General features: G+C 34.8%; 23 protein-coding genes, 1 tRNA gene and 3 pseudogenes. 17 read left to right on the top strand and 10 right to left on the bottom strand.

All coding sequences use genetic code 11. From position 1 onward, the window contains the following. Window positions 1-8: 8 nt before the first annotated feature. Window positions 9-91: transfer RNA gene (locus NOX90_RS02975), tRNA-Leu, on the bottom strand. 114 nt (window positions 92-205) lie between these two features. Here NOX90_RS02975 and NOX90_RS02970 point away from each other — a divergent pair. Continuing rightward, window positions 206-1,657 (top strand): replicative DNA helicase, encoded by a 1,452-nt coding sequence (locus tag NOX90_RS02970; RefSeq protein WP_375604457.1) that lies wholly within the window; start codon window positions 206-208, stop codon window positions 1,655-1,657. 114 nt (window positions 1,658-1,771) lie between these two features. Continuing rightward, window positions 1,772-3,181 carry a hypothetical protein gene (locus NOX90_RS02965; RefSeq protein ID WP_375604456.1) on the top strand — a complete coding sequence of 470 codons (1,410 nt, stop codon included), beginning with the start codon at window positions 1,772-1,774 and terminating at the stop codon, window positions 3,179-3,181. An 18-nt stretch (window positions 3,182-3,199) separates the two neighbouring features. Here the strand turns inward: NOX90_RS02965 and metG are convergent, their stop codons facing one another. Then, the gene (gene metG / locus NOX90_RS02960; RefSeq protein ID WP_375604455.1) at window positions 3,200-4,816 is read right to left on the bottom strand and encodes a methionine--tRNA ligase; all 1,617 of its coding nucleotides are present in this window, start codon (window positions 4,814-4,816) and stop codon (window positions 3,200-3,202) included. 313 nt (window positions 4,817-5,129) lie between these two features. After that, window positions 5,130-6,299 carry a bifunctional 2-polyprenyl-6-hydroxyphenol methylase/3-demethylubiquinol 3-O-methyltransferase UbiG gene (gene ubiG / locus NOX90_RS02950; protein ID WP_375604454.1) on the bottom strand — a complete coding sequence of 390 codons (1,170 nt, stop codon included), beginning with the start codon at window positions 6,297-6,299 and terminating at the stop codon, window positions 5,130-5,132. Window positions 6,300-6,456: 157 nt separating this feature from the next. On the opposite strand from ubiG, the gene dnaG reads away from it, so the two are divergent. The 4 genes and pseudogenes from dnaG to NOX90_RS02930 all read left to right on the top strand — a co-directional run bounded on the left by dnaG (window position 6,457) and on the right by NOX90_RS02930 (window position 10,802). Then, window positions 6,457-8,196 (top strand): DNA primase, encoded by a 1,740-nt coding sequence (dnaG, locus tag NOX90_RS02945; RefSeq protein ID WP_375604453.1) that lies wholly within the window; start codon window positions 6,457-6,459, stop codon window positions 8,194-8,196. A 753-nt stretch (window positions 8,197-8,949) separates the two neighbouring features. Beyond that, window positions 8,950-9,033, top strand: a pseudogene (locus NOX90_RS02940) (Fic family protein); the annotation flags it as partial. A 42-nt stretch (window positions 9,034-9,075) separates the two neighbouring features. Further along, window positions 9,076-9,504 (top strand): Fic family protein, encoded by a 429-nt coding sequence (locus NOX90_RS02935; protein WP_375604452.1) that lies wholly within the window; start codon window positions 9,076-9,078, stop codon window positions 9,502-9,504. A 209-nt stretch (window positions 9,505-9,713) separates the two neighbouring features. Then, window positions 9,714-10,802 (top strand): efflux RND transporter periplasmic adaptor subunit, encoded by a 1,089-nt coding sequence (locus tag NOX90_RS02930; RefSeq protein ID WP_375604451.1) that lies wholly within the window; start codon window positions 9,714-9,716, stop codon window positions 10,800-10,802. Here NOX90_RS02930 and grxD read toward each other — a convergent pair. Together grxD and NOX90_RS02920 are read right to left on the bottom strand one after the other, a co-directional pair. Next, entirely contained in the window at window positions 10,774-11,142 is a 369-nt protein-coding gene (gene grxD, locus NOX90_RS02925) for a Grx4 family monothiol glutaredoxin (protein WP_375604450.1), read from the bottom strand. The two genes, NOX90_RS02930 and grxD, sit on opposite strands and share 29 nt — an antisense overlap. A 15-nt stretch (window positions 11,143-11,157) precedes the next feature. After that, window positions 11,158-11,376, bottom strand: a complete 219-nt coding sequence (locus NOX90_RS02920; RefSeq protein WP_375604449.1) for a BolA/IbaG family iron-sulfur metabolism protein — start codon at window positions 11,374-11,376, stop codon at window positions 11,158-11,160. A 126-nt stretch (window positions 11,377-11,502) separates the two neighbouring features. Here NOX90_RS02920 and NOX90_RS02915 point away from each other — a divergent pair, with 126 nt between their 5' ends. After that, entirely contained in the window at window positions 11,503-12,414 is a 912-nt protein-coding gene (locus NOX90_RS02915; RefSeq protein WP_375604448.1) for a P44/Msp2 family outer membrane protein, read from the top strand. Between the two features lie 14 nt (window positions 12,415-12,428). Here NOX90_RS02915 and NOX90_RS02910 read toward each other — a convergent pair whose 3' ends face one another. After that, entirely contained in the window at window positions 12,429-13,751 is a 1,323-nt protein-coding gene (locus NOX90_RS02910) for a malic enzyme-like NAD(P)-binding protein (RefSeq protein WP_375604447.1), read from the bottom strand. A 126-nt stretch (window positions 13,752-13,877) separates the two neighbouring features. Between NOX90_RS02910 and pgsA the strand changes: the two genes are divergently transcribed. From pgsA to NOX90_RS02875, 7 genes and pseudogenes are all read left to right on the top strand, one after another. Next, window positions 13,878-14,420 carry a CDP-diacylglycerol--glycerol-3-phosphate 3-phosphatidyltransferase gene (pgsA, locus tag NOX90_RS02905; protein WP_375604446.1) on the top strand — a complete coding sequence of 181 codons (543 nt, stop codon included), beginning with the start codon at window positions 13,878-13,880 and terminating at the stop codon, window positions 14,418-14,420. Window positions 14,421-14,520: 100 nt separating this feature from the next. Further along, a complete protein-coding gene (locus NOX90_RS02900) occupies window positions 14,521-15,516 on the top strand; it encodes a hypothetical protein (protein ID WP_375604445.1) in 996 nt (331 codons plus the stop codon). Window positions 15,517-15,576: 60 nt separating this feature from the next. Beyond that, the gene (locus tag NOX90_RS02895) at window positions 15,577-16,344 is read left to right on the top strand and encodes an IS5 family transposase (protein WP_375603836.1); all 768 of its coding nucleotides are present in this window, start codon (window positions 15,577-15,579) and stop codon (window positions 16,342-16,344) included. 78 nt (window positions 16,345-16,422) lie between these two features. Further along, complete coding sequence (locus tag NOX90_RS02890; RefSeq protein WP_375604444.1) at window positions 16,423-17,130, top strand: outer membrane protein assembly factor BamD; 708 nt, start codon at window positions 16,423-16,425, stop codon at window positions 17,128-17,130. Window positions 17,131-17,189: 59 nt separating this feature from the next. Beyond that, a complete protein-coding gene (locus NOX90_RS02885) occupies window positions 17,190-17,930 on the top strand; it encodes a YebC/PmpR family DNA-binding transcriptional regulator (protein ID WP_375604443.1) in 741 nt (246 codons plus the stop codon). Window positions 17,931-17,989: 59 nt separating this feature from the next. Further along, a pseudogene (locus NOX90_RS02880) lies at window positions 17,990-19,048 on the top strand (peptidoglycan DD-metalloendopeptidase family protein); the annotation flags it as partial. A gap of 120 nt (window positions 19,049-19,168) precedes the next feature. Next, window positions 19,169-20,035 carry an SPFH domain-containing protein gene (locus NOX90_RS02875; protein ID WP_375604442.1) on the top strand — a complete coding sequence of 289 codons (867 nt, stop codon included), beginning with the start codon at window positions 19,169-19,171 and terminating at the stop codon, window positions 20,033-20,035. Window positions 20,036-20,097: 62 nt separating this feature from the next. Here NOX90_RS02875 and NOX90_RS02870 read toward each other — a convergent pair whose 3' ends face one another. Next, window positions 20,098-20,565: a hypothetical protein gene (locus tag NOX90_RS02870; RefSeq protein WP_375604441.1), complete on the bottom strand. Its 468-nt coding sequence runs from the start codon at window positions 20,563-20,565 to the stop codon at window positions 20,098-20,100. 124 nt (window positions 20,566-20,689) lie between these two features. On the opposite strand from NOX90_RS02870, the gene NOX90_RS02865 reads away from it, so the two are divergent. Further along, complete coding sequence (locus tag NOX90_RS02865) at window positions 20,690-21,859, top strand: IS4 family transposase (protein WP_253303197.1); 1,170 nt, start codon at window positions 20,690-20,692, stop codon at window positions 21,857-21,859. A 5-nt stretch (window positions 21,860-21,864) separates the two neighbouring features. On the opposite strand, the gene NOX90_RS02860 is transcribed toward NOX90_RS02865, so the two are convergent. Together NOX90_RS02860 and NOX90_RS02855 are read right to left on the bottom strand one after the other, a co-directional pair. Next, entirely contained in the window at window positions 21,865-22,257 is a 393-nt protein-coding gene (locus tag NOX90_RS02860; protein ID WP_375604440.1) for a hypothetical protein, read from the bottom strand. Window positions 22,258-22,325: 68 nt separating this feature from the next. Further along, window positions 22,326-22,484 carry a hypothetical protein gene (locus NOX90_RS02855; RefSeq protein ID WP_375604439.1) on the bottom strand — a complete coding sequence of 53 codons (159 nt, stop codon included), beginning with the start codon at window positions 22,482-22,484 and terminating at the stop codon, window positions 22,326-22,328. Window positions 22,485-22,648: 164 nt separating this feature from the next. Here NOX90_RS02855 and NOX90_RS02850 point away from each other — a divergent pair, with 164 nt between their 5' ends. Then, a complete protein-coding gene (locus NOX90_RS02850; protein WP_375604586.1) occupies window positions 22,649-22,732 on the top strand; it encodes a hypothetical protein in 84 nt (27 codons plus the stop codon). A 389-nt stretch (window positions 22,733-23,121) separates the two neighbouring features. Here NOX90_RS02850 and NOX90_RS02845 read toward each other — a convergent pair whose 3' ends face one another. After that, entirely contained in the window at window positions 23,122-24,183 is a 1,062-nt protein-coding gene (locus tag NOX90_RS02845; protein ID WP_375604438.1) for a hypothetical protein, read from the bottom strand. A 228-nt stretch (window positions 24,184-24,411) separates the two neighbouring features. On the opposite strand from NOX90_RS02845, the pseudogene NOX90_RS02840 reads away from it, so the two are divergent. Further along, window positions 24,412-25,804 (top strand): annotated as a pseudogene (locus NOX90_RS02840) (malonyl-CoA decarboxylase domain-containing protein). Window positions 25,805-25,832: the final 28 nt, after the last annotated feature.

Genomic DNA, 25,832 nt, shown 5'->3' with positions numbered 1-25,832 from the left:
ATTTAACGTGCCCCTGGCCGGACTTGAACCAGCACACTTTCGCAAGCAGCAGATTTTGAGTCTGCCGTGTCTACCATTCCACCACAGGGGCATTAAGTTTTAATGCTATAGGCAACACGGAATTAGTCAAATTTTTTTGCCTTTACATCTTTCAAATGAGGACTAAATATTCTACAATAATCAACAGTTACTCTCAAAACTTAAAATGAATGAATTAGCTAGTCTCTTGGGTTCAAGAAGTGTAGAAAAGGAAATATGTAAATTACCGCATAATCTAGAAGCTGAACAGATGCTTATTGGTGCAATGATTCGTGATAATAGAATCTGTGATGCAGTTGAAGACACAATCACAGCGGAGAATTTCTATGATCCATTACATCAAAGTATTTTTACGCAAATATCCAAAACCAGAAAACACGGCATAATTGCCAATGAACTGAGCCTCAAGATGTTTTTTGAGCACGACAAAGCATTTACCGAATGTGGTGGAGTTGAATACTTAGCAAAGCTTGCAGCGAAGGCAAGTATTGCGCTTGATATCTATAGTTTGACTAGAATAATCCGTGATACTTACTTAAGGAGATGTTTAATTAAGCTCGGGCAAGAAATAGTTGGTGATAGCTACAACTACGATATTGAAAATCCTGCGCAGGCGCAAATTGAACAAGCAATGACAAAATTGTTCAATTTGGCAGTAAAAAAACAAGGTGAGAAAACATATATAAAACTTGCAAGTTCAATTAAAGACGTAGTTGAGAAGATCAGCGCACTGAAAAATAATCCAGAGGCGCTAGGCATTACAACCGGACTTCAAGATCTAAATCAGCTTCTTGGTGGTTTGCAGAAATCTGACCTATTAATTCTAGCTGCAAGGCCTTCTATGGGTAAAACAGCATTGGCGCTAAACATCGCACTTAATGCTTGTAAGATGTTGCAAAAAAGAGCAGATAAACAACACCATGTAGCGTTTTTCTCACTTGAAATGTCAGCAGAGCAATTAACTGCAAGATTGATTACTATAGATTCAGGGATTAGTTATTATAAAGCATTAACTGGGAGAATTAGTGATTTTGAATTGCATGAATTTATCAATACTAGTACAGAGTTATCTGAATTACCTTTCTTAATAGATGATACTCCTGCACTGTCAATTAGTGCCCTTCGCACCAGAATACGCTTGCTGTATCAATTATATAATGTAGAAGTGGTATTCATTGATTATTTGCAGCTAATCAGAGGAACAACAAAAAGGAGTAATGAAAATAGAGTGCAAGAAATCTCGGAAGTGACGCAGGGTTTGAAAGCAATTGCAAAGGAGATAAATATTCCCATTGTTGCACTATCTCAGCTCTCCCGTTCTGTTGAGCAGAGGGATGACAAAAAACCACAACTTTCTGATTTACGTGATTCAGGAAGCATAGAGCAGGATGCGGACATAGTAATGTTCCTCTATAGAGAAGAATATTACGAATTGAGAAAGCAACCAAGTGAAGGAAGCAATAAACATCGAGAATGGCAAGAGAAAATGGAGAAAATTAGAAATATTGCAGAGCTTGTTATTGCAAAGCAGAGGAACGGGCCAATTGGCAGTGTGAAATTATATTTTGACTCTAACAGAGGTTCGTTTAAAGATTACACAGAAAGGCATAGTTTGTAGCTTGGCAGCAATCTTCTTGTTCCCAAGTTCATTGATTGTTTTTTTTATGTAAAGATAGCTTGACAACTTCTTAAAAATCCTTTTATAATGGTATTATATTTTATAATACGTGAGATGGTAAGTAAAAACAATGTACTCTATTATACAGCTGGAACTCTGGCTGCTTTAACTTTATTAGCATCTGGAGTGTTTGCTATAGCTCCTTATGCTCAGTTCTTAGCTCCAGTTGCAGCCTTGAGTGTTGGCCTTCCATTTATTATTGGTTGTGCTGTATTTTCTGTTATAACTATTGCACTTTCGTATAAAGCAATTAGTAAGAACAAAACTATTTCTGAGAAAGATGTTCAACTTGATGGAAAAAATAATGACATTTCTCACCTGAAGGATCAGCTTGATCAAGAAAAAGCTAAAGTACAAACTCAAAAGCAAACTATTTCTGAGAAAGATGTTCAACTTGATGGAAAAAATAATGACATTTCTCACCTGAGGGATCAGCTTGATCAAGAAAAAGCTAAAGTACAAACTCAAAAGCAAACTATTTCTGAGAAAGATGTTCAACTTGATGGAAAAAATAATGACATTTCTCACCTGAAGGATCAGCTTGATCAAGAAAAAGCTAAAGTACAAACTCAAAAGCAAACTATTTCTGAGAAAGATGATCTACTTATTGAAAAAAATAAAAAAATAGAAGAAGACAAATCAAAAGTGGCAATTGCTGATGGCATTGTTCAGCTTGCAAAAGGAACAGTTAATGGTGCTGTTTCACTTACAAAAGGAATAGCTAACGGTACTCGGTACCTTAGCCAATGTGTTTATGATAATTATGTACCATCAATTGAGTCTACAAAAAGAACACTTAGTGGTATTGGAAGCGGCGTGAAAAACACTTGTGGTGCATCAATTGCATCTGTAAGAGGAGCACTTAACAGCGTTGGAAGTAGTATGGAAAATACTCCTAGTATGCTAGTGAAGTTTATAGGAGAAACATTTAATAGTAGTTTTAAAATACAAAACTTGATAGCAAGATCATTAGCAGGAGTAACTACTCAAAAAACTCAACCTGCTAAAAAAGATCCTGAGACTTCTAGTATGCAATCGGAGCATAATCAGAATGAAGCTAAGCCGAGTGAGAAAAGGAAATTTACCACAATAAAGGTTACAGTAGACGCACCGGAAGTAAATTTTGGTAAAGGTTGTATATATATTGTAAAAGCTCCTCTGGCCATACTGCGTTGGCCTGTAGAAAAATTATTTGATTGTGTTCTCTGGATAGCAGGAGGAACAGGATTAGCAGGAGGAACAGGATTAGCAGGAGCAATTACTGGCAACTCATCTAATGCAGTAGGTGATTCTACTAATAGTGTTCAAAGTAGTCCACCAATCTTAAACTTATCGCCTAACTTATACAAACCAGAAACCCCAGAAAAGATTGTAGATAATGGTACAAACACATCAAAACAACAAAGTACTCTTATGGATTCTGTTGACTTGGAATCAAGAGCACCATCCTTCAGCCTATCTTAATGGTTCACTAAGGGTTATTTAAACGTCAACCCTCAAAAAAACCGGCGTAGGTTTAGGCAGCGTAATGCCTGAACTTACGCACGCGTCGCACAGAGATTTTAAATCACGTTGTTCTTTCGGAATTTGCAGTTGATCGAGTATCATTTCCGCTGACTTGGGGACAATTGGCTGCAATAAAGTGCCAATTATCCTGATATATTCCAGTAACTTGTAAATTACTAAATTCATGCGTTCTCTATCAGTTTTGCTTAATGTCCAGGGTGCACTTTTGTCTATGTAGGCATTGGCTTCAGAAGAGATGTTGATAATTAGAAGTATAATCTGGTTAAATTCATACTTTGATAAATGGTCCATCACTTGACCTAGTATAGCTTTGCAATTTGGCAGACTTTCTTCACCTCTAAGTAAATCTCGATCAATTGTTGGTACAACTCCCGAGCATTGTTTGTGCAAAAATGAAACTGTTCTCTGCACTAAATTGCCTATATTGTTTGCCAGCTCTGAATTTATGCGGCTGATCATGTTTTTCTTACTGAAATTACCATCCTGACCGAAGCTTGCTTCCCGAAGGAGAAAATAGCGTAGCTGATCAACACCAAACTCTTGAGCGAGGCCAATTGGATCTATGACATTACCAAGAGACTTGGATATTTTTTCTCCCTCGCTGAGCCACCAACCATGAACTGCAATTTGTTTTGGCAGTGGCAGTTCTGCTGCAAGGAGAATTGCCGGCCAATATACAGCGTGAAAGCGCAATATGTCTTTGCCGATTACATGAACGTTGAAAGAGCGTTCTAATGTCATTCCAGTGCATAACGCTGGAGTCTGTGTTTTCTTCTGGATCCCAGTATCAAGTATTGGGATGACAGATGGTGGTTCTGCCCAAAACCTCTTATATTCCTCACTCTCAGTACTAGGAAAACCTATTGATGTAAGATAATTGGTTAATGCATCTATCCAGACATAGATTACGTGTTTGTCATTACCTGGTACTTTTATTCCCCAGTTAAAACTAGTGCGAGAGATTGAAAGGTCAGTGAGCCCTGATCTTACAAACGATATCACTTCATTTTTTCTGCTCTCAGGAAAGATAAAATTTGGTTGATTTTTATAGAGTTCCAGTAATTTGTCTTGCCAGTTTGACAAGCGAAAAAAGTAGCTCTCTTCTTTTATCCACTGAACTTCTGCGCCTGTTGGTGCTTTGCCATCTATCAGCTCTGATTCCTGATAAAATGCTTCATCACGAACTGAATACCAACCCGAATAGGAATCCAAATATATTTGCCCTCTCTCTTCAAGTCTATTCCATAAAGCTATAACTGCTTTTTTATGACGTTCCTCCGTAGTGCGAATAAAATCGTCATACTCAAAATTCATGAACTTAGCTAATTCTTTAAATGAAACGCTCACTTCATCTGTAAATTCTTTCGGCTGCATTCCCTTTGCTTTAGCTGCTTTTTCTATTTTTTGCCCATGCTCATCTGTACCGGTGGTAAATTTGACATTTTTTCCAGCTAGTTTCATGAACCTTGCCACCACATCACAGATGAGAGAAGTATATGCATGCCCGATATGCGGCTTGTCATTTACATAATATATTGGCGTGGTGATGTAAAAGTTCTCAGATTTATCCATACTTAAGTACCTAGAGTTCTAATGCTACTTATGTTGGCAAGAGAAATCAATCTTTCTGTACAGACCTGTGTAAAACTCTCTGTAATTCTATAAATCTTACTGTCACCAGAATAGCTAATCCCAGTAGCATGAGGTTGTCATCCGAGTAGCTGACACTGGGATCCAGCTAAGTTGGTAAGCATAAAAGTAGCCGTTTTATGTTAAAATACTACGTTTTGATGATTATGAAAAAACTGGATTCCAGTGTCAAGCACTGGAATGACACCGTCTTGGATCCAAGTAGTCAAGCTACTCGGATGACATTAGAACCGTCTCAAACTACAATGTTTCCACAAAGTATATAATTAACATCCACGCCTTTAGTTAAATTCCACTCACGCTTTATTACGTTGTACTCCATGCCAGCCATGTTTTGTAATGTTACATTATTTTCTCTTAAGTGATTTGCAATTTCTGACGGCTTGAGAAATTTATTCCAATTGTGTGTGCCTTTTGGCAGCCAGTTTAATATGTACTCTGCACCAACTATTGCAAGACAGAAGGATTTGATAGTTCTATTTATTGTGGATATAAAGATTAGCCCTTCTGGTTTAAGCAGTTCTACTGCTCTTCTCATAAAGAATTCCAAATTATCTACATGCTCGACTACTTCCATCAGCAGAACCACGTCGTACTTCTTATCATTGCTTAGCTCTTCAATGCTGGTGTGCGTATATTCTATATTAAGCCCTACTTTTTTCGCATGTGATTGTGCCACTTTTATATTTTCCTCACATACATCTATTCCCACAACATTAATGCCAACGCGTGCCATTGATTCTGACAAAATGCCACCACCGCATCCAACATCAAGCAATGATAATTCTTTTAAATCGCATTTTTTTAACTCTTTTATTTTCTCAATAATGTAAGATACCCTCACAGGATTCATCATGTGCAATGGTTTGAATTTGCCGTTCTCATCCCACCATTCACCTGCCATTTTAGCAAATTTTGATATTTCATCTTCGTTATAAGTTTTTGTTTTTTTNTTCTTAGAGGTTATATTACTGAGTTTATCAAGACGTTTTTTATGTCTGCTTTCTTTTGAAAATTCTGTTTCGAGGAATTGTTTGACTATGTCTTTTGCTAATCCACTCGCAGTAAATCCTGCACCAAGACACAATACATTTGCGTTGCCATGCTCGCGAGCTAATTTTGCGATCTCAACACTATTACATAAAGCAGCGTAGATTCCTTCAAAACGATTTGCCACAGTACTCATGCCCAAACCTGTACCACAAATTAATATCCCGTAATTTGCTTTTTTGCTCGTTATATCTTCTACGACTTTAACAGGATAGTCTGGATAATCTACACACTTTTGCTTAGCAGTGCAGCCACGATCTATTACTGTGTAACCCAGAGCTTCCAGGTAAGGCTTCATTTCTGATTTTAATTCGTAACCGGCGTGGTCTGAAGCAATTGATATTATATCTGACATATAAGAAATTATGACTTAAAGACACTTATATGGGTAATTTATTTTGATCTTTCTGTCAAGTCACTCAGTGCTCATAACCCTTGAAAGCTCAAAATAAATTTCGAGTCAGATGTGTATAAATTCTATATAATTTTTATCCTACTACTAATTTAACAAGATGGATCATATAGATATTATAAAATCAAAATTATTATTATCTGACATAATAGGTAAAAAAGTCAGGCTAATAAAAAGAGGAGATAGTTTTGTTGGGCTCTGTCCATTTCATAACGAAAAAACCCCATCTTTTTCGGTGAGCAATACTAAAGGATTGTATTACTGTTTTGGTTGCTTAGCTAGTGGTGATGCATTTGAATTTATTTCACAAACTGAAGGATTAAGCTTTAAAGAAGCATTGGGAAGATTAGCATCGGTTACAGGTGTTGAACTGCCCAAAAGTCTTAGTATTACAAAAGAGGACAATAAACTATTTTTAGCGCTTGATTTAGCTGCAAATTGGTTTGCACAAAAAAATCAGGGCGTTGTAGATTATTTAAAGCAGCGCAAGATTTCACCTAAAATCATAGATAAATTTAAGATAGGTTATGCACCAAGCTCTGGTTTGAAAGAGTATTTAAACTCTTCAGGTATTGAAGACAAAATTTTAATTGATATTGGATTAGTAAACAAAAATTTTCATGATTATTTTTATAACCGGCTGATATTTCCTATACAGAGCATTGCAGGGAGAGTTATTGGTTTTGGTGGACGTGCGCTGAGCTTTGAGCAACAGCCGAAATATTTAAACAGTCCAGAGAGTCAGCTCTTCAAGAAGAGGGAGAATTTATACGGATTAAACTTTGCTTTAAGCGAAATACGTAAAAAACAGCACATACTTGTTGTTGAAGGATATATGGACGCTATAGCGCTACATCAAGCAGGAATTAGTAATGCAGTTGCTCCGCTTGGTACCGCAATTTCTGCAGAACAGATAAAAAATCTATGGAGATTTGCTAAAGAAATCTCCATCTGTATGGATGGAGATAGTGCTGGACGTCATGCTGCTACTCGAGTTGCAGAACTTGCTCTGCCAATATTAGAGCCTGGATACACGTTAAAGTTTGTGACTTTGCCGAGTAATAAAGATCCATACGATATATGTAACGAACTGGAATACAAGAAAGAAGACGTATTGACTGCTCTTGACCATTCAACAAAACTGCATTCTGAATATTTATGGCATCACATAATCGATAGCAATTTGCAAAATTATGAAAAACTTGCTCCGGAAAAATATTCAATTCTTGAGCACAAGTTCATGGAATATGTAAATACTATTAGCAACAGCAGTATTAGAAGGTATTACAGGGATTATTTTTACAATAAGGCTAGTGAACTAAGAAGTAGCTTCAAAAAACAGATTTTTAATAGTAAAACTAGAGCAACAAAAGGTGAGTATCTTCATAACAAATCTCCAGAGCTAATTGAAGCAGAGCAAAATCAGGCCATAATTTTGCGTATAGCCGTAGAATTTCCTGAAATCTTGAACCGTCCTATATTTTTTGAGCAATTTTCTCATTTTGAATTTACCAATGAGATGAAAAGATTACAACAGCGTATAATTGATGTAACAAATAATAGAAGCAAACTCGATAAAGAGCAAGAATTGAAGCAGTTTAACGTTATAAAGTATGTATTTGAAAAAACTAGCGTACTAAATAGCCAATTGAACGAGAGAAAATCTGCAGAAATTGTGTGGAATAATATAGTGTTACTAAAAGAATTAAATGCATTACGAAAAGAAAGAACCGAAGCGAGGCTGAGTGGTAATCTTGACTTAGAGGAAAGGTTGATAGAACAAATAAAACAAATAGAAAGCCGTATACAAGAAATGCAAATGGAGTTTATTGAAAAGTAGATACCGTCTCGTTAGTCAACAAGCAAATTACAAAATAAGACAATATTTTACATAAGATTGAAATTTTTAACTAATTAAGCCTTCCTCCAACAGCTTTGCCCTGTAGTTTTTGATATGGTTAGGATCACTTGAAAATGTATAATTTTTGTAGTTAGCTCTGCTATGCATATAAAGCTTACTATTGACTTTTATCACATTATCTCACATAATATGCATGTGAGAAGAATATGAACTGGAAGAATTTTCGTCTTAGTACACGTCTCAACCTAGAAGGGCCTGTAATTGAACAAGTGTACGAGTTAATTACTGCAGTTGATAGTGTTAAAAATAGCTGGCAGATAACGAAAAAACTACTACCACAAACAATTGAAAGATTAACTCATTCAGTTATTGTTACATCTTCTGGCGCTTCTAACCGTATTGAAGGAAATCGTCTAACCGATAAAGAAGTTGAGGATCTATATAAAAACCTACGTGTCAAAAAATTTAAAAATAGAGATGAGCAAGAAATTGCTGGCTACTTAGAAATGCTTAAACTAATATTTCATGATTATACGGATATTCCAATTAATGAGTCATCAATATTGCACATTAACAACCAGATGCTACTTTATAGTGAAAAAGATTTGTATCATAGAGGAAAATACAAAGCAAGTTCTAATAGAGTTGAGGCAAAAGATCAGAATGGAAAAGTTGTTGGTATAATTTTTTCCCANNCCACCTTACCTTGTTAGAAAGGAAGTACAAGAGCTTATTGATTGGTATCACTGGTCCTTAAATAATAAATTTAAGCATCCTCTTATTATTGTTGCTAACTTTGTTTTTGAGTATCTGGCAATACACCCTTTTCAAGATGGGAATGGCAGAACTAGTAGATTGATGACTAATTTAATGCTGTTGCAGCAGGGTTATGATTTTGTATCTATTGTATCACATGAAAAGATAATTGAAACTAACAAACTTGATTACTATTTAGCGCTTAATAAAACACAAAGTAGCTGGAAAAGTGGCAAAGAAGATATTTCCCCATGGTTAATATTTTTTCTTAATGTGCTCAAAACGCAAGCAAATGAGGCGCATTATATTCTTGAGAGGGAGAATACTGAATATTTATTATCAAGAAAACAATTGTTCTTCTGGGAATGGGCACTTAGCCTTGCAGATAAAGAATTTAGTAGAAAAGATGCTATAGAAGCTCTAGGATTTCCTCCAAGAACAGTAGAGGCAATTACAAAGAAACTGCTAGGGATGAAATACTTACAGCGTCTTGGAGAAGGCAAAGCCACTAGATATAAAGTTGTTATTTAAAAGTTTTAGTATGTTTTTCGAGATTTTTTTAAATCCAGTTTTATGCACAACTTTATTTGCAATTTTACATTTTTATTCGATTCAAAATTGCATTTTTGCAATAGAAAACTTACTTATTGTAGGAAAATCTTGTGTTTGTTCTCATATAAAATTATTTATGGAGTGACGATGGTGCATGTATTATACTTACATTTCTGATTCGAAAATTTATGCAGTTGTTTCTAACAAAATTAGTTAACAAATTCTATTGTTTAAAGATGAGAAATAAAGTAATCATCATTTCCAGTATTGCTTTTATTCTACTGTTTTTTATCAGCAGTGCATTTTTAAAAAAAGATCAGGCGGTTCATAGCAATAATGCAACTAGTAGCTTTTCAGTAAAAACTCAAGAATGTGCGCCGCAAAACCGCACTATATATTTAAATTTTTCTGGTACAGTAAATCCCTTACATAGAGCTAGCCTTGTCTCAAAAATAAGTGGTAAGATTATTGCTATTTATTTACCTGATGGTGAAAAGGTAAAAAGAGATGATGTAGTGTTAAAGATAGAAGATTATGACAGGATTGAGCAAGCTCAGAAAGCCAAAGCTTTATTAAAGCAGCGTGAAATTGAGTATGATTCCTCTCACAAACTGAATAAAAAAGGCTATGGAGCACAAATACAAGTAGAAGCAGCTTTTACTGCGTTACAAAGTGCAAAAGCTGACCTAAAAAGGCTAGAATTGGATTTAGAAAACACTGCAGTCAAATCTCCTATAGATGGTTATATTGATAAAATCAATGCAAATGAAGGGGATTTTGTTAATGTTGGGCAAAAAATAGCTGACGTGGTTGATTTCAATCAAATTCTTGTGGTGTTATACGTTTCAGAAAATGAAGTAAATAAAATAGAGCTAGGCAGTACAGCTCAAATTAATTTGCTGGACGGAAAAGAATTGGCAGGTGAAGTAAGTTTTATTAGTAAAATTGCTGAACCTAAAACTGGGTCTTATAGGGTAGAGGTAAAGGTAACTAATAATAAAATGATATCCTTGCAGGGACTAACTGCCAACGTAAAACTACCTTCAGGCGAAAGATTTGCATATAAAGTTCCTTCTTCAGCCCTGAGCTTAAGTGACGAGGGTGCTCTTGGAATAAAGATTGTTGATGACAATAATTATGTAGTATTTGCACCAATAGAAATTGTTGATCATGAGAGCGATGGGGTTTGGATAGTAGCAAATAACGAAGATAAACCCATAAAGTTAATAGTATTGGGCCACCTATTTGTTAAGCCTGGTGATAAGGTTGAAGCCTAAGTCTTTCTGAATTTGAGGTCTTATTCAACAATTTTTTTTCTTTTAATAAGCTTTGCAATTCACCTTTTTCGTACATCTCGCGGGTTATGTCGCAGCCACCGATAAACTCTCCCTTTATATATAATTGTGGAATTGTTGGCCAATCAGAAAACTTTTTTATAGATTCACGTATTTCATCATTCTCCAATACGTTAATACACTTAAACTTCACGTTCAATTTTTTAAGGATTGACACAACGAGTCCAGAGAATCCACATTGAGGAAAATCAGAAGTGCCTTTCATATACAATACTACATCATTTTCTGCTATATTNTTTTTTATTTGTTCAAAATTGCTCATAAATTCACCTTATTTTTAAGTATTAGTTTCCAGTTGCAAGGCATGTATAGACTGACCTTCTAGTGCTTTATATACCATTTTATGCTGTTCTATTTTTGTCTTTCCGAGAAAGCGCTTGGAGGTTATTTTTAAATAATAATGATCATTATCTCCAGCAAGATCATGAACCTTTATATCAGCGTCGGGGAACGATTGTTTGATGATCCTCTCTAATTCGTGAATTGTAATAGTCATTGATTTGCTTTAAATTACAATACTTTCATTATAAATCTAAAACGATTGAGCGCAATAAAAAGTTGCTATCACAAAAAATAGAAGCATACTATAATAATGGAATGACAAATTATGCAGGGAGTCTCTGTGGTGGGCAAAAGATTTAAATTCACATATCTATTGGTTTTGCTAACCTTTTCATTTAGGTGCTTATCTTACGATGATAAAATAAATAACTTAGAGAATGTTTACATCAAAGCTAACTATTTTGGAGCATTCTTCAATGCAATAGGCTCTCTAGAAGGAAAAGAAGATGCAGGTGACAATATAACAGAGGGGGTTTTTAGTTTTAATAAGAAGGAGCGAATTGAAGCTGGATACAGTCCTAAATATGTTCCAGGGTTTGCCGGTAGTGCTGCAATAGGATATTTACTTAAAAATATGAGAGTTGAGCTTGAAGGCTTATATTCTCATACTAACTTATATGATGAAGATTACTCAGATAAAAACAAAGCAAGATATATTGAACTTCGTCGTAAGGATGATGTGTCTGCTGGAGCGGCATGCAATTCACCTTGGAGAAGTGGAAAGGTTGATATTCACATTCAAGAAAATTGTGGTGCTCAAGCAAACTTCAGAGCTGCATTTAAGATGAAAAATGAAGGTTTTAATAATTTAGCTGGAATGGTCAATATGTATCATGATTTTAATATAGCAGAAATGCCATTCACTCCATATGTTGGTGTTGGTGCAGGTGTAACTAAGGTTAAATTTCTAGGAAAAACCAGATATGCCTTGGCTTATCAAGCCAAACTTGGTGTCAATTACCAACTTACAGCACAAACTCAAGCGTTTGCTGGTTTACGCTATTTTGGTATCCTTGATAACCAATTTAAAGATATTGTACCAGGAATAAAGATACTAGCTGGTGAAGAATATACTCCTGCCGGTGGAGAAAGTAAAGTTGATGAAACTGCACGTATTGAATCAACAACTGCAACCATTACCAATAGGTTTGGCATATATGGCTTAGAGTTTGGATTGGTTTATCACTTTTAACTTTATCCAATAAATTACATATGTGAAGATAGTAAATTCAGCGTGCTGAGAACATTAGAAAGACGAGATTTTAATTGATTTTCATATTTACTCCAATCTTGTATTGCCTTTCTTGCAACACCTGAATCAACTGCGGCTTTTGCAACAGCAGGAGATACTATAGAAATTAATCTTGGGTCAAATGGAGTAGGTATTATATATTCACGACCATAACTCATTTTACGACCGCCATAGGCTGCAGATATCTCACCTGGTACTGGCTCACGGGCAAGCTTTGCTATTGCATCTGCAGCTGCAATTTTCATTTCATCATTTATTGTTGTTGCATGTACATCAAGTGCCCCTCTAAATATATAAGGAAAACCCATTACGTTGTTGACTTGGTTGTTGTAATCTGACCTACCAGTTGCGATTATTGCATCTGGCCTCACAGATTTTGCAAACTCAGGCCTTACTTCTGGATCGGGGTTGGCGAGAGCGAAAATAATCGGGTCTTTGCCCATACTTTTTAACATCTCTTCATTTAACACATCTTTTGCAGATAGTCCGATGAATACATCAGCGTCTTTTATTGTATCAAGTAGAGAACGTTCGGGAGTATCAATTGCATATTTTTCCTTCCACTCATTCATGTCCTCGTTTCTACCTTTGTATATTACTCCTTGCTTATCACACAGCACTATATTTTTAGCGCCCATGGACTTTAGTATTTCTAAACATGCAATACCGGCTGCTCCAGCACCATTCATAATGATCTTAACGTCCTCTAATTTCTTTTCAACAATATCAAGAGCATTTTCTATGCCAGCTGCAACAACCACCGCAGTTCCATGCTGGTCATCATGGAACACTGGAATATCCATCAGTTCATTCAGGCGTTTCTCTATTATAAAACAATCGGGAGATCTTATATCTTCTAAATTTATTCCTCCCCAACTTGGCCCAAGATACCTTACTGCATTGATGAAATCTTCTATATTTTCTGTACCAACTTCTATATCAACTGCATCAATATCAGCAAAACGCTTAAATAAAACAGCTTTGCCTTCCATGACAGGTTTTGCAGCAAGAGGACCGATATTACCAAGCCCAAGCACTGCAGTGCCATTTGAAATGACAGCTATAAAATTGCTTTTTGCCGTATAATCATAAACAACCTCAGGATTTTTAGCTATTTCAAGGCACGGAGCTGCAACGCCAGGAGAATAAGCAAGTGACAAATCATACTGGGTAGATAAAGGTTTTGTTGGCATAATTGAAATTTTACCAGGGTTACCACCTCTACTGTGATACTTAAGTGCTTCTTGTTTTGTGGTACTATCTAAATCATCGTTCATCATTATATTTTAAGCTTGTATTTTTTAAGTATATGGAGTTTTTATAAATGTTCAATTGTAAACTATTAGCTTGTGAACTCTATTGTACTTCTGTATAAGTTTACCTACTACGTAAAATGGTATTATATGCTTAAGAAGAACTTGCCTAATTTGCTTACGATTTCTCGTGCACTTGCAATACCAGCAATAATATTAAGTTTTTATATAGAAAATAAATATGCAGGTCTGATAACAATATCAATCTTTGTGTTTGCGTGCATTACGGATTTTTTTGATGGTTACCTGGCGCGTGCGTGGAAAGTCCAATCAAAGTTTGGCAAGCTATTTGATCCAATTGCTGATAAATTAATAGTGGTTTCAACAATAATTATGCTAATTTATAAGCAAAAGATAAATGATTTTACAATAGTACCGTCGATTATCATCATCTGTCGGGAGATATTGATTTCAGGTTTACGGGAGTTCCTTATAGCTACAAATGTTAGTCTACCTGTAAGCAAAGCTGGAAAAATTAAAACATTTCTACAGATGGTTGCTGTAGTAGCGCTAATAATGAACGATTATTATATGATTCAATATACAGGTGCGATTTGTTTATGGATTGCAGCTATTATAACTATGTGGTCAGGCTATAATTATATCCTAGCCGGCATCAAACAGATTGACTGAATTTCTTGAGAAACAGTTAATATACAAAAGTGGTTAATACTTTCATAATATTGACTGAATAGTTAAAATCCTGTATAATATATTAGTTAATAGGGTTTATATGACTAGCATTACAGGTGACTTTGAGACTAAGTTTCGTTCTAAAGAACCAGGAATTAAAGAAAATCCTGAAATGGAAGATTTTTTTCAAGATTTTTGGTTAGGGATTGAAGAANGAAGAAACAAAAAAAAAGAAGAAACTCGAACAAGAGTTATTAGCACTAAAAAAAGAAGAAGCAGAAAAAAGAAGAAACTCGAACAAGAGCTATTAACACTAAAAAAAAGAGAGCTATATAGACAATGTGTATCATTGGTAACAATGGTCCCATTTGCATTATTTATGGCTATTGAACTGGAAACAATATGTAGCGATCAGGTGTTACTTGGCGTGATAAGTGGCGCGCTAAGCCACACTATATTACCTTTCATGGTCCTATCTCTTATTTATACGCTATATTTAATTTACAATAATAGAAAAATAGCACAAAAAGAACGAGAGTTGAAGAATATTGAAAATGGAAAGGAAGTAAAGGAAAAAGAGCACAATATTTCTGATATAGGTCAGTGTTTGATCTATATTGAGGCTATAACAACTGCACTGGTTATTGTAGGTATGGTAATGGGTGAAACATCTTCACTTGAAGCAACAGAGGATGCAATTTTACTTCTTGCCAATGCAATTGCTTTTCTTGCAACTCTTGCTTCTTATATTAATGAGCATGGAAAAAATAATAAAAAGGAAACAGAAAAATCTAATCTTGATGAGAAATCTAGCAAGAAAACTAGCAATATGTCTGTAGCCGGATTGGCGCTTGCTGGTTCTTCTATATTTTTAATAAGAAGGATAATGTTAATGGCATTAGCATCGTCCTTAAATCCTGCTGTTGGACCTACTTTAGGCTTGATAGGTATTGCACTTTTTATGGTTGTACAGGTATTAACTATACATTCCTACAGCAAGACGCTGAAAGATCCAAAAGTGGAAGGACGAGGTGAATCAAGAAATGCAGGTAGTTCTGACCGTAGTTATAAAGAAGAAGGGCCGGCTATTGCCTAAGAGCATGTCTTCAAACTAAGTAGAAAGGAGTTAAGAAGTGTGTTATAAGATATATTTTAAATGTACCCAAGCGATATAAGTGACAAAGAATGGAAGATGATAGAGCAATATTTTGAACCTAAAAAGACCGGCAGACCAAGAAAACACAGTATCAGAACGATTATCGATGCAATAAGGTATGTGATGAGAACAGGCTGTCAATGGAGACAACTACCTAAGAATTTTCCACCATGGAAAACCGTGTATAGTTGTAATTCGCGTTTAAAAAAAAGTGGAATATGGCAAGAAATTCATGATTTTCTAGTTAAAAAACTAAGAAAGATAATTGGTAAGAATGAAACTCCATCAGTAGGAATAATTGACAGTCAATCAGTAAAAACCACTCAAAAAGGGGATNCCAGAGGATATGATGCTGGCAAGAAAGTAAAGGGTAGAAAACGCCACATCGTTGTAGATACTCTAGGTCTTGTAATTGCTGCTGAAGTACACAGTGCAAGCATTCAAGATCGTGATGGTGCACTAAATCTTTTTGTTCAAGCCAAATGCAAAGCTCCAACATTACGTAAGTTTTTTGCTGATCAAGGATATACAGGTAAATTGCAAAACCGCTGTTTATTGGAAACTGGATGTTTGTTGACGATTACCAAGAAAGTAGTTGATACAGGATTTCAGGTTATTCCTAAACGTTGGATTGTTGAGAGAACCTTTGCTTGGCTCTCCAATTTTAGACGTATGAGTAAGGATTATGAGCATTCTCCTCTCACTTCAAAAAATAACATCTTTTTTAATATGATCACTATTATGCTTCACAAATTAGCTCATTCTTGAGTTTGAAGACATGCTCTAAGAAATTTGTTTATTTAGATAATATTTAGTCTATACTTTATTTTGATCGAAAAAAATCTTATGTATAAGACTTTAATCACGTGCTTTATTTTCCTAATTTGCTCCTTTACGCAATCGTATGCGAATGATCTTGAAAAAACTGAAACTGAACTATATGAAGAAGCAGTTGAACTTTTTGACCAGAAAAAATATAAACAAGCTATTAGGGCATTTCATAAGATAGAGGATTTGTATCCTTTGTCTTATTGTGCAATGAAAGCGAAATTATTATCTGGAGTTTCTCACTATAATATGGGTAACTATAGCAGTGCTGCAAGTGATATGGATGATTATATATATGTTTATTCAAATGGTGAAGATTTACCACATGTATACTACTTAAGAGTATTATCTTATTACATGCAAGTTAACAAAGTGCGGCTTGGGCAACAAGTTGCATATAAAACTTTAGAGCTAGCTACTGAATACATTAATCTTTTCCCAGATAGCGAATATGTAGACGAGATAAAGGAAAAAGCAAAGCTAATCACAGAGCATATATCAACAAAAGAGTATTCTATCGGTAAATTTTACCTGAGGCGTGGTGAATATTTGGCAGCAATTAAGCGTTTCCAGAATATGGCAAGCTATAAGGATTCTAAATATTTTTCTAAAGCTATTAACTATTTAATAGCAGCCCATTCAGCTATTGGCCTTGACTTAGAAGCTAAGCAGTATGAAAGTATGTTATTGGCAGAAAACCTGCAAGATGCCAAGCCGGAGGCTTGAAAATTTGCTTTAGTTTTTTCTATGCTTTGATATATAATTAGGTTTTTAACTATTTGAATATGGCTGGTCATTCACAATTTTCAAATATAAAACATCGGAAAGGCGCTCAAGATGCAAAGCGCTCTCAAAAATTTACGAAGCTGATTAGAGAAATAACAGTTGCTGCAAAGCAAGGGCTGCCCGATCCCGAACTCAACCCGCGCCTTCGCTCTGCTATATTTGCTGCACGCAAGGAAAATCTACCAAAAGATAAAATAGAAACAGCAATAAAAAATGCAACTGGTAACGTTGCTGGAGAAAATTACGAAGAAATCCAATATGAAGGTCATGGGCCTTCTGGCACTGCACTCATTGTCTATGCTTTGACTAATAATCGCAACCGCACTGCTTCTGAGGTGCGTTATATTTTTTCTCGCAAAGGTGGAAATTTAGGAGAAACAGGAAGCGTTAGTTACCTTTTTGATGATGTAGGTTTAATTGTCTATAAAGCAGAGGGTGCGAATTTTGACGATTTATTCAGTCATGGAATCGAATTAGAAGTATTGAACGTTGAGGAAAATGACAAAGAAGGATTACACGTTATAACTTGTGAAATAAAAGATTTTGGTAAAGTACGCGATGCCTTTTATGCAAAATTCGGAGAACCAGAACTTGCTCGTCTTTCATGGCAGCCAAAAGATCTGATTGAAATTAGCGATAAAGAGTTGATTGATAAATTATCTACATTGGTTGAAGAACTAGAAGATAATGACGATGTACAGTACGTGGAAGGTAATTTTACTTTTGTTGATGCTGTTTAAATGATGAAGCTGATTGTATTTATGCTGCTCTTTATCTTACCGTTATATACCGCTGAAACATCAACAGATCTTGCGCAGTATGGAGCCAGTGCCTCTTTTTCTTGTCATCCCAGTGCCCAGACACTAGGATCCAGCAAAATTGATTGTAAACAGCACACTATACAACATTTTCGATTAAAAAACTGGATTCCAGTGTCAGCTACTTGCATGACAGAAAGCAACCTGACCCACTCTCCAGTGTCACTTCAGNNCAAGGAATCAGGAAAAAAAAAGATATTACTTTGATGGAGGGAAGCAACGTAGGAAACTTAGTACATGATAGAAGATTATTATTCATATCCAGCACCACAAAATCTTCCTTTTTTGCCACGGAAGGGTTGGCGCCAGATACAGTGGTAAAATTGATCAACATATATAAAGATTTTGGTGTTGATTTTAAAAAAGACATTGTGCCAGAGAGTAAATTAGAGGTTCTTTTTGAGAGATTGCCTAATAATCAGAAGACTGAAGAAAAGATTTTATATGCTTCACTGACAATAAACAAGAAAGCTATTAGTTTATATCATTATAAATCGCAAGACGGCAAAGAAAGGTATTTTAATAAAGAAGGAATAAGCTTAAAAGATGGCGAAATTTTTGCAAATCCTTTAAATGGAGATTATCGTATATCTTCAAAATTTGGCAATAGAAAGCACCCTATTCGCGGTAAAATTGTTTTTCACAAAGGAGTGGATTATGCAGCTAAACTTGGCACTCCCATATACGCTGCTGCAGAGGGTGTAGTAGAATATATAGGAAAGAACGGTGGCTATGGAAATTATATCAAAATAAAACACAAAAATGAATATTCAACCTGTTACGCGCATATAAGTAGATTTAGTGGCGATATAAAGTTAGGCTTTAAAGTAAAGCAGGGGCAGGTCATTGCTTATGTTGGTAGCACTGGTGTTGCAACAGGACCCCATTTACATTACGAAGTTATATATAACGGCAAACACATCGATCCGCTTACGATAGCGCATAAAAACGAAGTGAAGTTACTTGACTATGAACTGAAAGAATTTAAGCTACTTATGGGTGAAGTGGATAAAATAGTTCACGACAAAACTTTTAATTAAGGGAAAAATTTAAGACTATTAACTAATTTGCTGGATTAGATAAAAATAACTTGATTGTTGCATGGTCAGATAAATGCTATACAATAGTATCTTATAAAAAGCATTAGAGGTAAAATAGTTATGGTACAAGATAAAAGATTAAGTCAATTAAGTTTGTTTCCTTTCTTGATATTGGGATTAATTATATTTTCATCTTCAATAATTTTAGATTTTTCCATAATTTTAGATTCTTTAATATTTCCCAAGTTTACAGTTCCGGCAGTTATTTTTATTGCTTTAATATTTATAATGTCTATATGTTGCTTTATCAACGAGCCAAATGAAGCAAGAGTGATAGAATTTCTTGGTCATTATATTGGAACTTATTTTAAATCCGGAATGTTTATCACAATCCCATTTGCAAACAAACACGTCATTTCTCTAAAATTTCAAAATATCAACACAGAAAAAATAAAAGTGAATGATGCAAACGGAAGTCCAATAGAGATTTCTGCAGTAATTGTTTGGAGAGTGAGCAGCCCGGCAAAGGCACATTATAGTGTTAATAACTATCATGAATTTGTTTTTGTGCAAAGTGATTCAGTAATAAGAGAATTAGCAAGCAATTATCCGTATGACAGCGAGAGCGATGAGGAATCTTTACGTAAAAATTCTGATAAAATTTCAGATGAATTGCGGTCAATGTTACAACAAAGATTAGATATTGCGGGAATTGAGATTACAGAAGCGAGAATATCGCATCTGGCATATTCATCTGAAATTGCACAAGCAATGTTAAGGCGTCAACAAGCACATGCTATCACTTCGGCAAGAAAGCATATAGTGCAAAATGCAATAGGAATTGTCGAGGAAGTAATAGCTCATTTTGAAAAAAATAAAAGTTTACAATTAGATGGCAAGCAAAAGGTTCAATTGATAAATAATTTGTTGGTTGCTCTAATCTCTGAGCAAGATGCACAACCGACGATTAGTTTGGATAATAATTAGTATATAGGTAAAAATCCGCCATTTTAATGCTTTTCAGCGAAATAACGGATTTTTGCCATGTTTTATTTAACAACGCGGTTATTGTTATGAACAGGAGATGGTTCCACATTTTCCAGGTGACCATGATTGTCTACTTTCAATTGACTTCCTAAGCTATGCTCTATTTTTGTTTCAGACTTGAACCCTAATTTTTCGCAGAATTTTTGAAAATATTCTTTTATAATGTCAAATAAGTTTTTACCCCCTTCTTTATAGTTTTTCAGCTCCTTAGGAACAGTGAGTGATAATGTGCCATCTTTATATACTATACCATCTGTGCTATCTTGAGACTCAAGCGTGAATTTTAGTGAACTCGATATATCACATATTTTTTTTGCGGAATAAGTTACTTCCACTGTTGGAGTTTCACACTCAACTTTCACAGAATTTGAATCGCTGCAGTTGATTTGTATTACTTTGTCAATGTCAAGATCATTATCCAAAAACAATTTTCCTTCATCAAAAGAACTAGATATAAATGGTGAGTACATATTATCATACCACCTGTTATTACAATTAATGGCTAATTCTTCTAAAATAGAATCATTTGGGGTTTCCGCCCATAAGTGTTGAAAGTAACACAAAAAAGACATAAAGAACTATTATTGCAAGAAAATGGAGGCAATAATGGATCAAATAGAAAGAGTACTAAATTTAATAAAAGATGAGGATTTAGAAAGGCTAGGAAAATTAAGTGAAGTAGATAAATGTAATACTAAATTGTTGGGCAAGATTATATTTAAAGGTCTAATGAAGTTAATATTAATGGGGCAAAAAACAAGCCTAAGAGCGCTAGAAATGGTAATAAACAGGTGTATAATGGATAAGAATAGCGATAAAAGTACAGTAACATACAGTGGTTTGTCAAAAAGGTTAAAAGTTATAAATCCAGAATATTTTAAGGGAGTATATATTGATTTGATGAGCAAGATTAAAAAGCTATTACCCCAAAAAACATCAAATAACTTACATAAGTTTGATTCGACGATCATAAATTTATCGGGATATCTCATAAAAGATGGGCTAAAAATAGGCGGTAAAAGTAACGACAGTCAAGTTAAAGTGAGTGTAGGATTAAAGGATCAATTGCCGACAAGTATAAGATTTTGTAAAGGACAAGAAGAAAGTAGTGAAGATATAGCATTAGTGAGAGCAATTAATGAAGCTAAAGTTGAAAAAGAGGATATTTTATTATTTGATAGAGGAATCAGAAAAGTTGGAACTTTTGCCGAATTTGATGAAAAGGAGTACAAATTTATCACAAGAGTTAAAGTGGGAAGAAAACATGATGTTATAAGCAGGAACAAAGTTATAAGAGAACAAAAATCGGATGGATCAGAGATTTTAGAAGATATAATAGTTAATCTTTATCGTGCACGAGGTAAAGTGGCAGAAAAGCATGATCTACGGCTAATAAAAATCAGAAATAAAATTGGAGATGAAATATGGTTTTTGACAAACTTGTTTGAAATGCCAGCTTATGAAGTAACAGAGCTATATAGGCGCAGATGGGATATAGAAGTGTTCTTTAAATTTATAAAGCAAAATCTTGGATATAAGCACTTTTTAAGCCATACTATGAATGGCATGAAGGTGTATATTTACATGATTATTATTACGGCTTTGTTATTTCTTGTTTATAAAATCAAAAATAATCTACATGGGTTCAAAATAGCATTACTGCAATTCACATTGGATCTAAATGACTCTTTTATACGTTCGATTGTTTTACTGTCGGGAGGTAATTTACATGCCGTTGATCATCTCATATCACGTTATTTTTGATACTTTCAACACTTATGGGTTTCCGCCCCAGCATATCTAAACATTTCCTTAAGAGCTCCTTTTACGAATGGACGGTACTCCTTATCCACATCTCCTTTTTCTGGTAATGAGAAACCACATTTTTGGCCTGCATCATAGAGCTTTCTAAGAGTTTCTTTATATGCATCAGTTCTCTGATCATCAGTAACACTGTAGATGTCATCAAAGTGGTCTTGCCAAATCTTGTCAAATTCATCCGAACAGTAACTCTCCCAAGTCTTGTTAAATTCGTCCGATCTTGGTGAATCAAACCAAGCATTCCACAACGACATGTCAAATGGCTGATCTGTTTCTTTTTCTTCTTTTGCTTTTGTTATATAATCGCCCAAAGGTTTGTCAATATCATTCTGAAGAATCATATTAATAGCACGTTCATGTAACGCACCATCAGCTGTTCCCTTTTCAAATGCAGTAAGAAAAGCTTGATCTATTTTTTTCCATTAATGACAAAATTTATTCTCTTAAGGTCTGTATATGTTTCCTGACCAGAATTAACAAAAATAGAGTTTTTGTCACCTCTTAATTTACTAAAATCAAACTCTTTAGCTCTAGCCTTCAATGCAACTACTGGACTTGTTTTTGTCATAGCATTACCTCCATTGATATTTTAATCAAAAACCAAATCAATTATACTATGAATTATTAATAATTCAGTAATATCGCTTGCTATAAACACTTCAGTAATAAATAGATCACTTTTGTTCATTATCTTGGATTGGATATGGTGTTTGTCAGGGCTCAATTTTTGTGATGCTTAGCAATATTGCCGGGTTAGTAATTAGTATAATATCAATTATTCAAAAATGTTACTACGATGCAAAACCTGCACCATGATCATGTGCTGCACTGCAGTACACAACAACAATATCGTTCTATTGTACTTGCCCGCCATGTCATTTCAGCGCGTGACGCACAACTGTACAAACATTTGTTTGCGAAGAAATGTTATAGCCGGTTTTGCCTCAAACATAGAGATATCATCCCAGTGCCTTGACCACTTAGATCCAGCATTTCCATAATTATCAAAACGTTGTATTTTAGCATAAAACGGCTACTTTTATGCTTACCAACTTAGCTGGATCCCAGACTGGGATGACACCATTTGCTGTGCAGTTTACCTTCAAAAATGAATGTTCGTACAGTTATGTAGCTAACACTGGGATGACAAGAAAGGAAGGACTAAACTATATATCGGAAAACCTTAATCGGGTTAACTATAATTCTTAACTACCATGAACATGCCCATTACTATGAACAGGAAGTTCTACATTTTCCAAATGGCTATTTACTTTCAGTGGGTTCCTTAAATTATATTCTATTTGTGTGTTCGCTTCGAACTTAAATCCTAACTTTTCGCAGAATTTTTGGAAATATTCTTTAATAATGTCAAACAAACTCTTTTCACCCTCTTGATAGTTTTTTAGCTCTTCAGGAGCAGTAAGTGATAATTTACCATCTTTATATGTTACACCATCTTTACCATCTTGAGACTCAAGTGTGAATTCTAGTGAGCTGGATAAATCACATATTTTTTCTTCTGGATTGTCAAATGTGGTTATAGGTATTGCCATATCAGACTTAATTTTTATGTGATTGTGGTCAATGTAGTAGATATTTAGTGCTTTTTCAGGATCATGTGGAGTTAAGCTGTAACTGCTGAGCGCAGCGTGATACTCATTAAATATACCAGCTCCATACCCTGCTTGATTACAATTAGTCACTAGCTCTTCTAAAATAGAGTCACTTGGAACTTCTGCTCCAGCATATCCAAACATTTCCTTGAAAATTTCTTTTGCAATTGGGCGGTGATTTTTATCTCCCTTTTTTGGTAGTAGGTGATTATGCTCCTTTCCTATATTGTAAAATCTTTCAAACTCTTTTCTATATGAATCAGTTTTCTGATGATCAGTAATTTCAGGATTATTGAAGTGGTTCTCCCAAATTTTAGGTAATCTATTCTGATTAAGCTCTTTTAACACTGAATCAACAAAAACTCTGCCCTGATCTGTATCTATTTCTCTTTCACCAACCAGAGAATCACTATAAATATCATTCTCACTAAGAAGCTTACTCTCATAGTCTTTCGCTCCTTCTTTCAGCGCAATGATAAAATTTTTATCTATTGCTTTTCCATTAATAACAAAATTCATCCTGTGGAAATCTAAGTACATTGTTTTGCCAGAGTTTGCTTCTTTATTATCCTCTGCAGCTCTTAATTTACTGAAGTCAAATTCTTTAGCTTGAGCGTTTAATGTAACGATTGGATTTTTCTTTGCTTCTGCCATAATCTTGCTCCCCATTAACATTCTGAAATTAATTGTATTACTGAATTATTAATAATCTAGTAATAGTGCCTGCTATGTAGCTAAAATTTTCCTTTAACTTAAGCTATATGTAGCTAAAATAACTTGGGTTTACCGACAACCGTCATCCTGCCGCTTGTTAGCGGGATCTAGAGATACCGCGGCGGTATGACCCTGACTTGCATTAGCCATGTATAATAAAGGGAATCTATGACGAAAGAATCATTGATAAAAACTGATGTAGTGAAAGTTGAAGACAAAAAAGCGGTAAGAAGCTTTTTTAAAATACTAGGTGGAGTGGCAGATGCTGTAAGATCGTGGATTGGTAACATCAGTCCTGATTTAAGCAACAGTCGCGATATCGATAGTTTAGTCTTGAAGATGAATGAGTGCTTAAACCCAAAGGGAGGGGAAGTTTCAGCACGTAAAAACGCTGTATCTCTTGGTAATTTGTACTTAAGCTTATCAGAGAAAGGTAAAATAAAATTTCTACAAACCCTGGCAGAAAAATTCAATCCTAACAAGGCGGAAATAGATGAGAAAATTAAAGAGTATAAGAAAAAAAGATCCCGAGTTAAACTATAAATTTGAGCAGGATTTAATAAAAATTCTTGAATCATCACGTTCTAAAATATTAAAGCAATTTATTTCTTTACCAGAAGGCCTCAAGTTTATTGTTGATATGCGTTCTGATGTGCTTAAGCTAAAGAACCAATATAGAAGCTTGAATCCACTAGAGAACGAATTGAAAAATATACTCTATACTTGGGTTGATGTTGATCTACTCGATCTTCGTCAAATTACCTGGGATTCACCTGCATCATTGTTAGAAAAACTTATAAAATATGAAGCTGTGCATAAAATTTCCTCTTGGGGCGACCTAAAAAACAGACTAGACTCTGATCGTCTCTGTTTTGCTTTTTTTCATTACAAGATACCAAACGAACCTCTAATTTTTGTAGAGGTTGCATTGGTGGATAAGATTGCAGATAGCATTCAACACCTTTTAGATGAGTCGGTACCTTCAAATGATCCAAGTAGTGCGAGCACTGCTATATTCTATTCAATATCAAATACTCAAGCAGGGTTATCTGGAATCAGCCTTGGTAATTTTTTGATCAAAAGGGTTGTAGAAAAGCTATCACAGGAGTTTAAAAGTATAAAAACATACGCAACTCTTTCTCCAATACCTGGCTTTACGAAATGGCTGAAAAACCAAGATGTCACTTTATTGGGCAAACTAAATATAAAACAATCTAGTGCAGAAATTTTAGAAAGTGCAGAGCAATTAAAAACTAACATTGAATGTACAAATGAAACTAAACAATGCATGCTTAAACTATGTGCATATTATTTACTAAAAGTGAATAATAGTAATGGAAATGCTTATGACCCGGTGGCGCATTTCCATTTAAGCAATGGTGCATCGATAAAACAATTAAACTGGATGGCGGATACTTCTGAAAAAGGTATTAGTCAGTCGGCTGGAATGATGGTAAATTATCTGTATGAGTTGCCTAAAATAGATAATAATCATGAAAACTATATGGTTAATAAAGTGATTTCCTGCTCGAAAAAAGTGTCGTCTATGTTGAAGGAGTAATAGAAGATGCATAAATATGTTGAAAATT

This window comes from Wolbachia endosymbiont of Anurida maritima (genome assembly GCF_042182995.1).
In the GTDB taxonomy this organism is placed as follows: domain Bacteria; phylum Pseudomonadota; class Alphaproteobacteria; order Rickettsiales; family Anaplasmataceae; genus Wolbachia.
The sequence above is the reverse complement of the archived record's forward strand: the minus strand, read 5'-3'. Positions and strand labels throughout refer to the sequence as shown.

What these genes read in the sequence shown, in the direction of transcription:
- NOX90_RS02970 (WP_375604457.1), top strand. Translation starts at nt 206, where the DNA reads ATGAATGAATTAGCTAGTCTCTTGGGTTCAAGAAGTGTAGAAAAGGAA.
- NOX90_RS02965 (WP_375604456.1), top strand. Translation starts at nt 1,772, where the DNA reads ATGGTAAGTAAAAACAATGTACTCTATTATACAGCTGGAACTCTGGCT.
- metG (WP_375604455.1), bottom strand. Translation starts at nt 4,816, where the DNA reads ATGGATAAATCTGAGAACTTTTACATCACCACGCCAATATATTATGTA.
- dnaG (WP_375604453.1), top strand. Translation starts at nt 6,457, where the DNA reads ATGGATCATATAGATATTATAAAATCAAAATTATTATTATCTGACATA.
- NOX90_RS02935 (WP_375604452.1), top strand. Translation starts at nt 9,076, where the DNA reads ATGACTAATTTAATGCTGTTGCAGCAGGGTTATGATTTTGTATCTATT.
- NOX90_RS02930 (WP_375604451.1), top strand. Translation starts at nt 9,714, where the DNA reads ATGCAGTTGTTTCTAACAAAATTAGTTAACAAATTCTATTGTTTAAAG.
- NOX90_RS02920 (WP_375604449.1), bottom strand. Translation starts at nt 11,376, where the DNA reads ATGACTATTACAATTCACGAATTAGAGAGGATCATCAAACAATCGTTC.
- NOX90_RS02910 (WP_375604447.1), bottom strand. Translation starts at nt 13,751, where the DNA reads ATGAACGATGATTTAGATAGTACCACAAAACAAGAAGCACTTAAGTAT.
- pgsA (WP_375604446.1), top strand. Translation starts at nt 13,878, where the DNA reads ATGCTTAAGAAGAACTTGCCTAATTTGCTTACGATTTCTCGTGCACTT.
- NOX90_RS02890 (WP_375604444.1), top strand. Translation starts at nt 16,423, where the DNA reads ATGTATAAGACTTTAATCACGTGCTTTATTTTCCTAATTTGCTCCTTT.
- NOX90_RS02885 (WP_375604443.1), top strand. Translation starts at nt 17,190, where the DNA reads ATGGCTGGTCATTCACAATTTTCAAATATAAAACATCGGAAAGGCGCT.
- NOX90_RS02875 (WP_375604442.1), top strand. Translation starts at nt 19,169, where the DNA reads ATGGTACAAGATAAAAGATTAAGTCAATTAAGTTTGTTTCCTTTCTTG.
- NOX90_RS02870 (WP_375604441.1), bottom strand. Translation starts at nt 20,565, where the DNA reads ATGTACTCACCATTTATATCTAGTTCTTTTGATGAAGGAAAATTGTTT.
- NOX90_RS02865 (WP_253303197.1), top strand. Translation starts at nt 20,690, where the DNA reads ATGGAGGCAATAATGGATCAAATAGAAAGAGTACTAAATTTAATAAAA.
- NOX90_RS02860 (WP_375604440.1), bottom strand. Translation starts at nt 22,257, where the DNA reads ATGATTCTTCAGAATGATATTGACAAACCTTTGGGCGATTATATAACA.
- NOX90_RS02855 (WP_375604439.1), bottom strand. Translation starts at nt 22,484, where the DNA reads ATGACAAAAACAAGTCCAGTAGTTGCATTGAAGGCTAGAGCTAAAGAG.
- NOX90_RS02850 (WP_375604586.1), top strand. Translation starts at nt 22,649, where the DNA reads ATGCTTAGCAATATTGCCGGGTTAGTAATTAGTATAATATCAATTATT.
- NOX90_RS02845 (WP_375604438.1), bottom strand. Translation starts at nt 24,183, where the DNA reads ATGGCAGAAGCAAAGAAAAATCCAATCGTTACATTAAACGCTCAAGCT.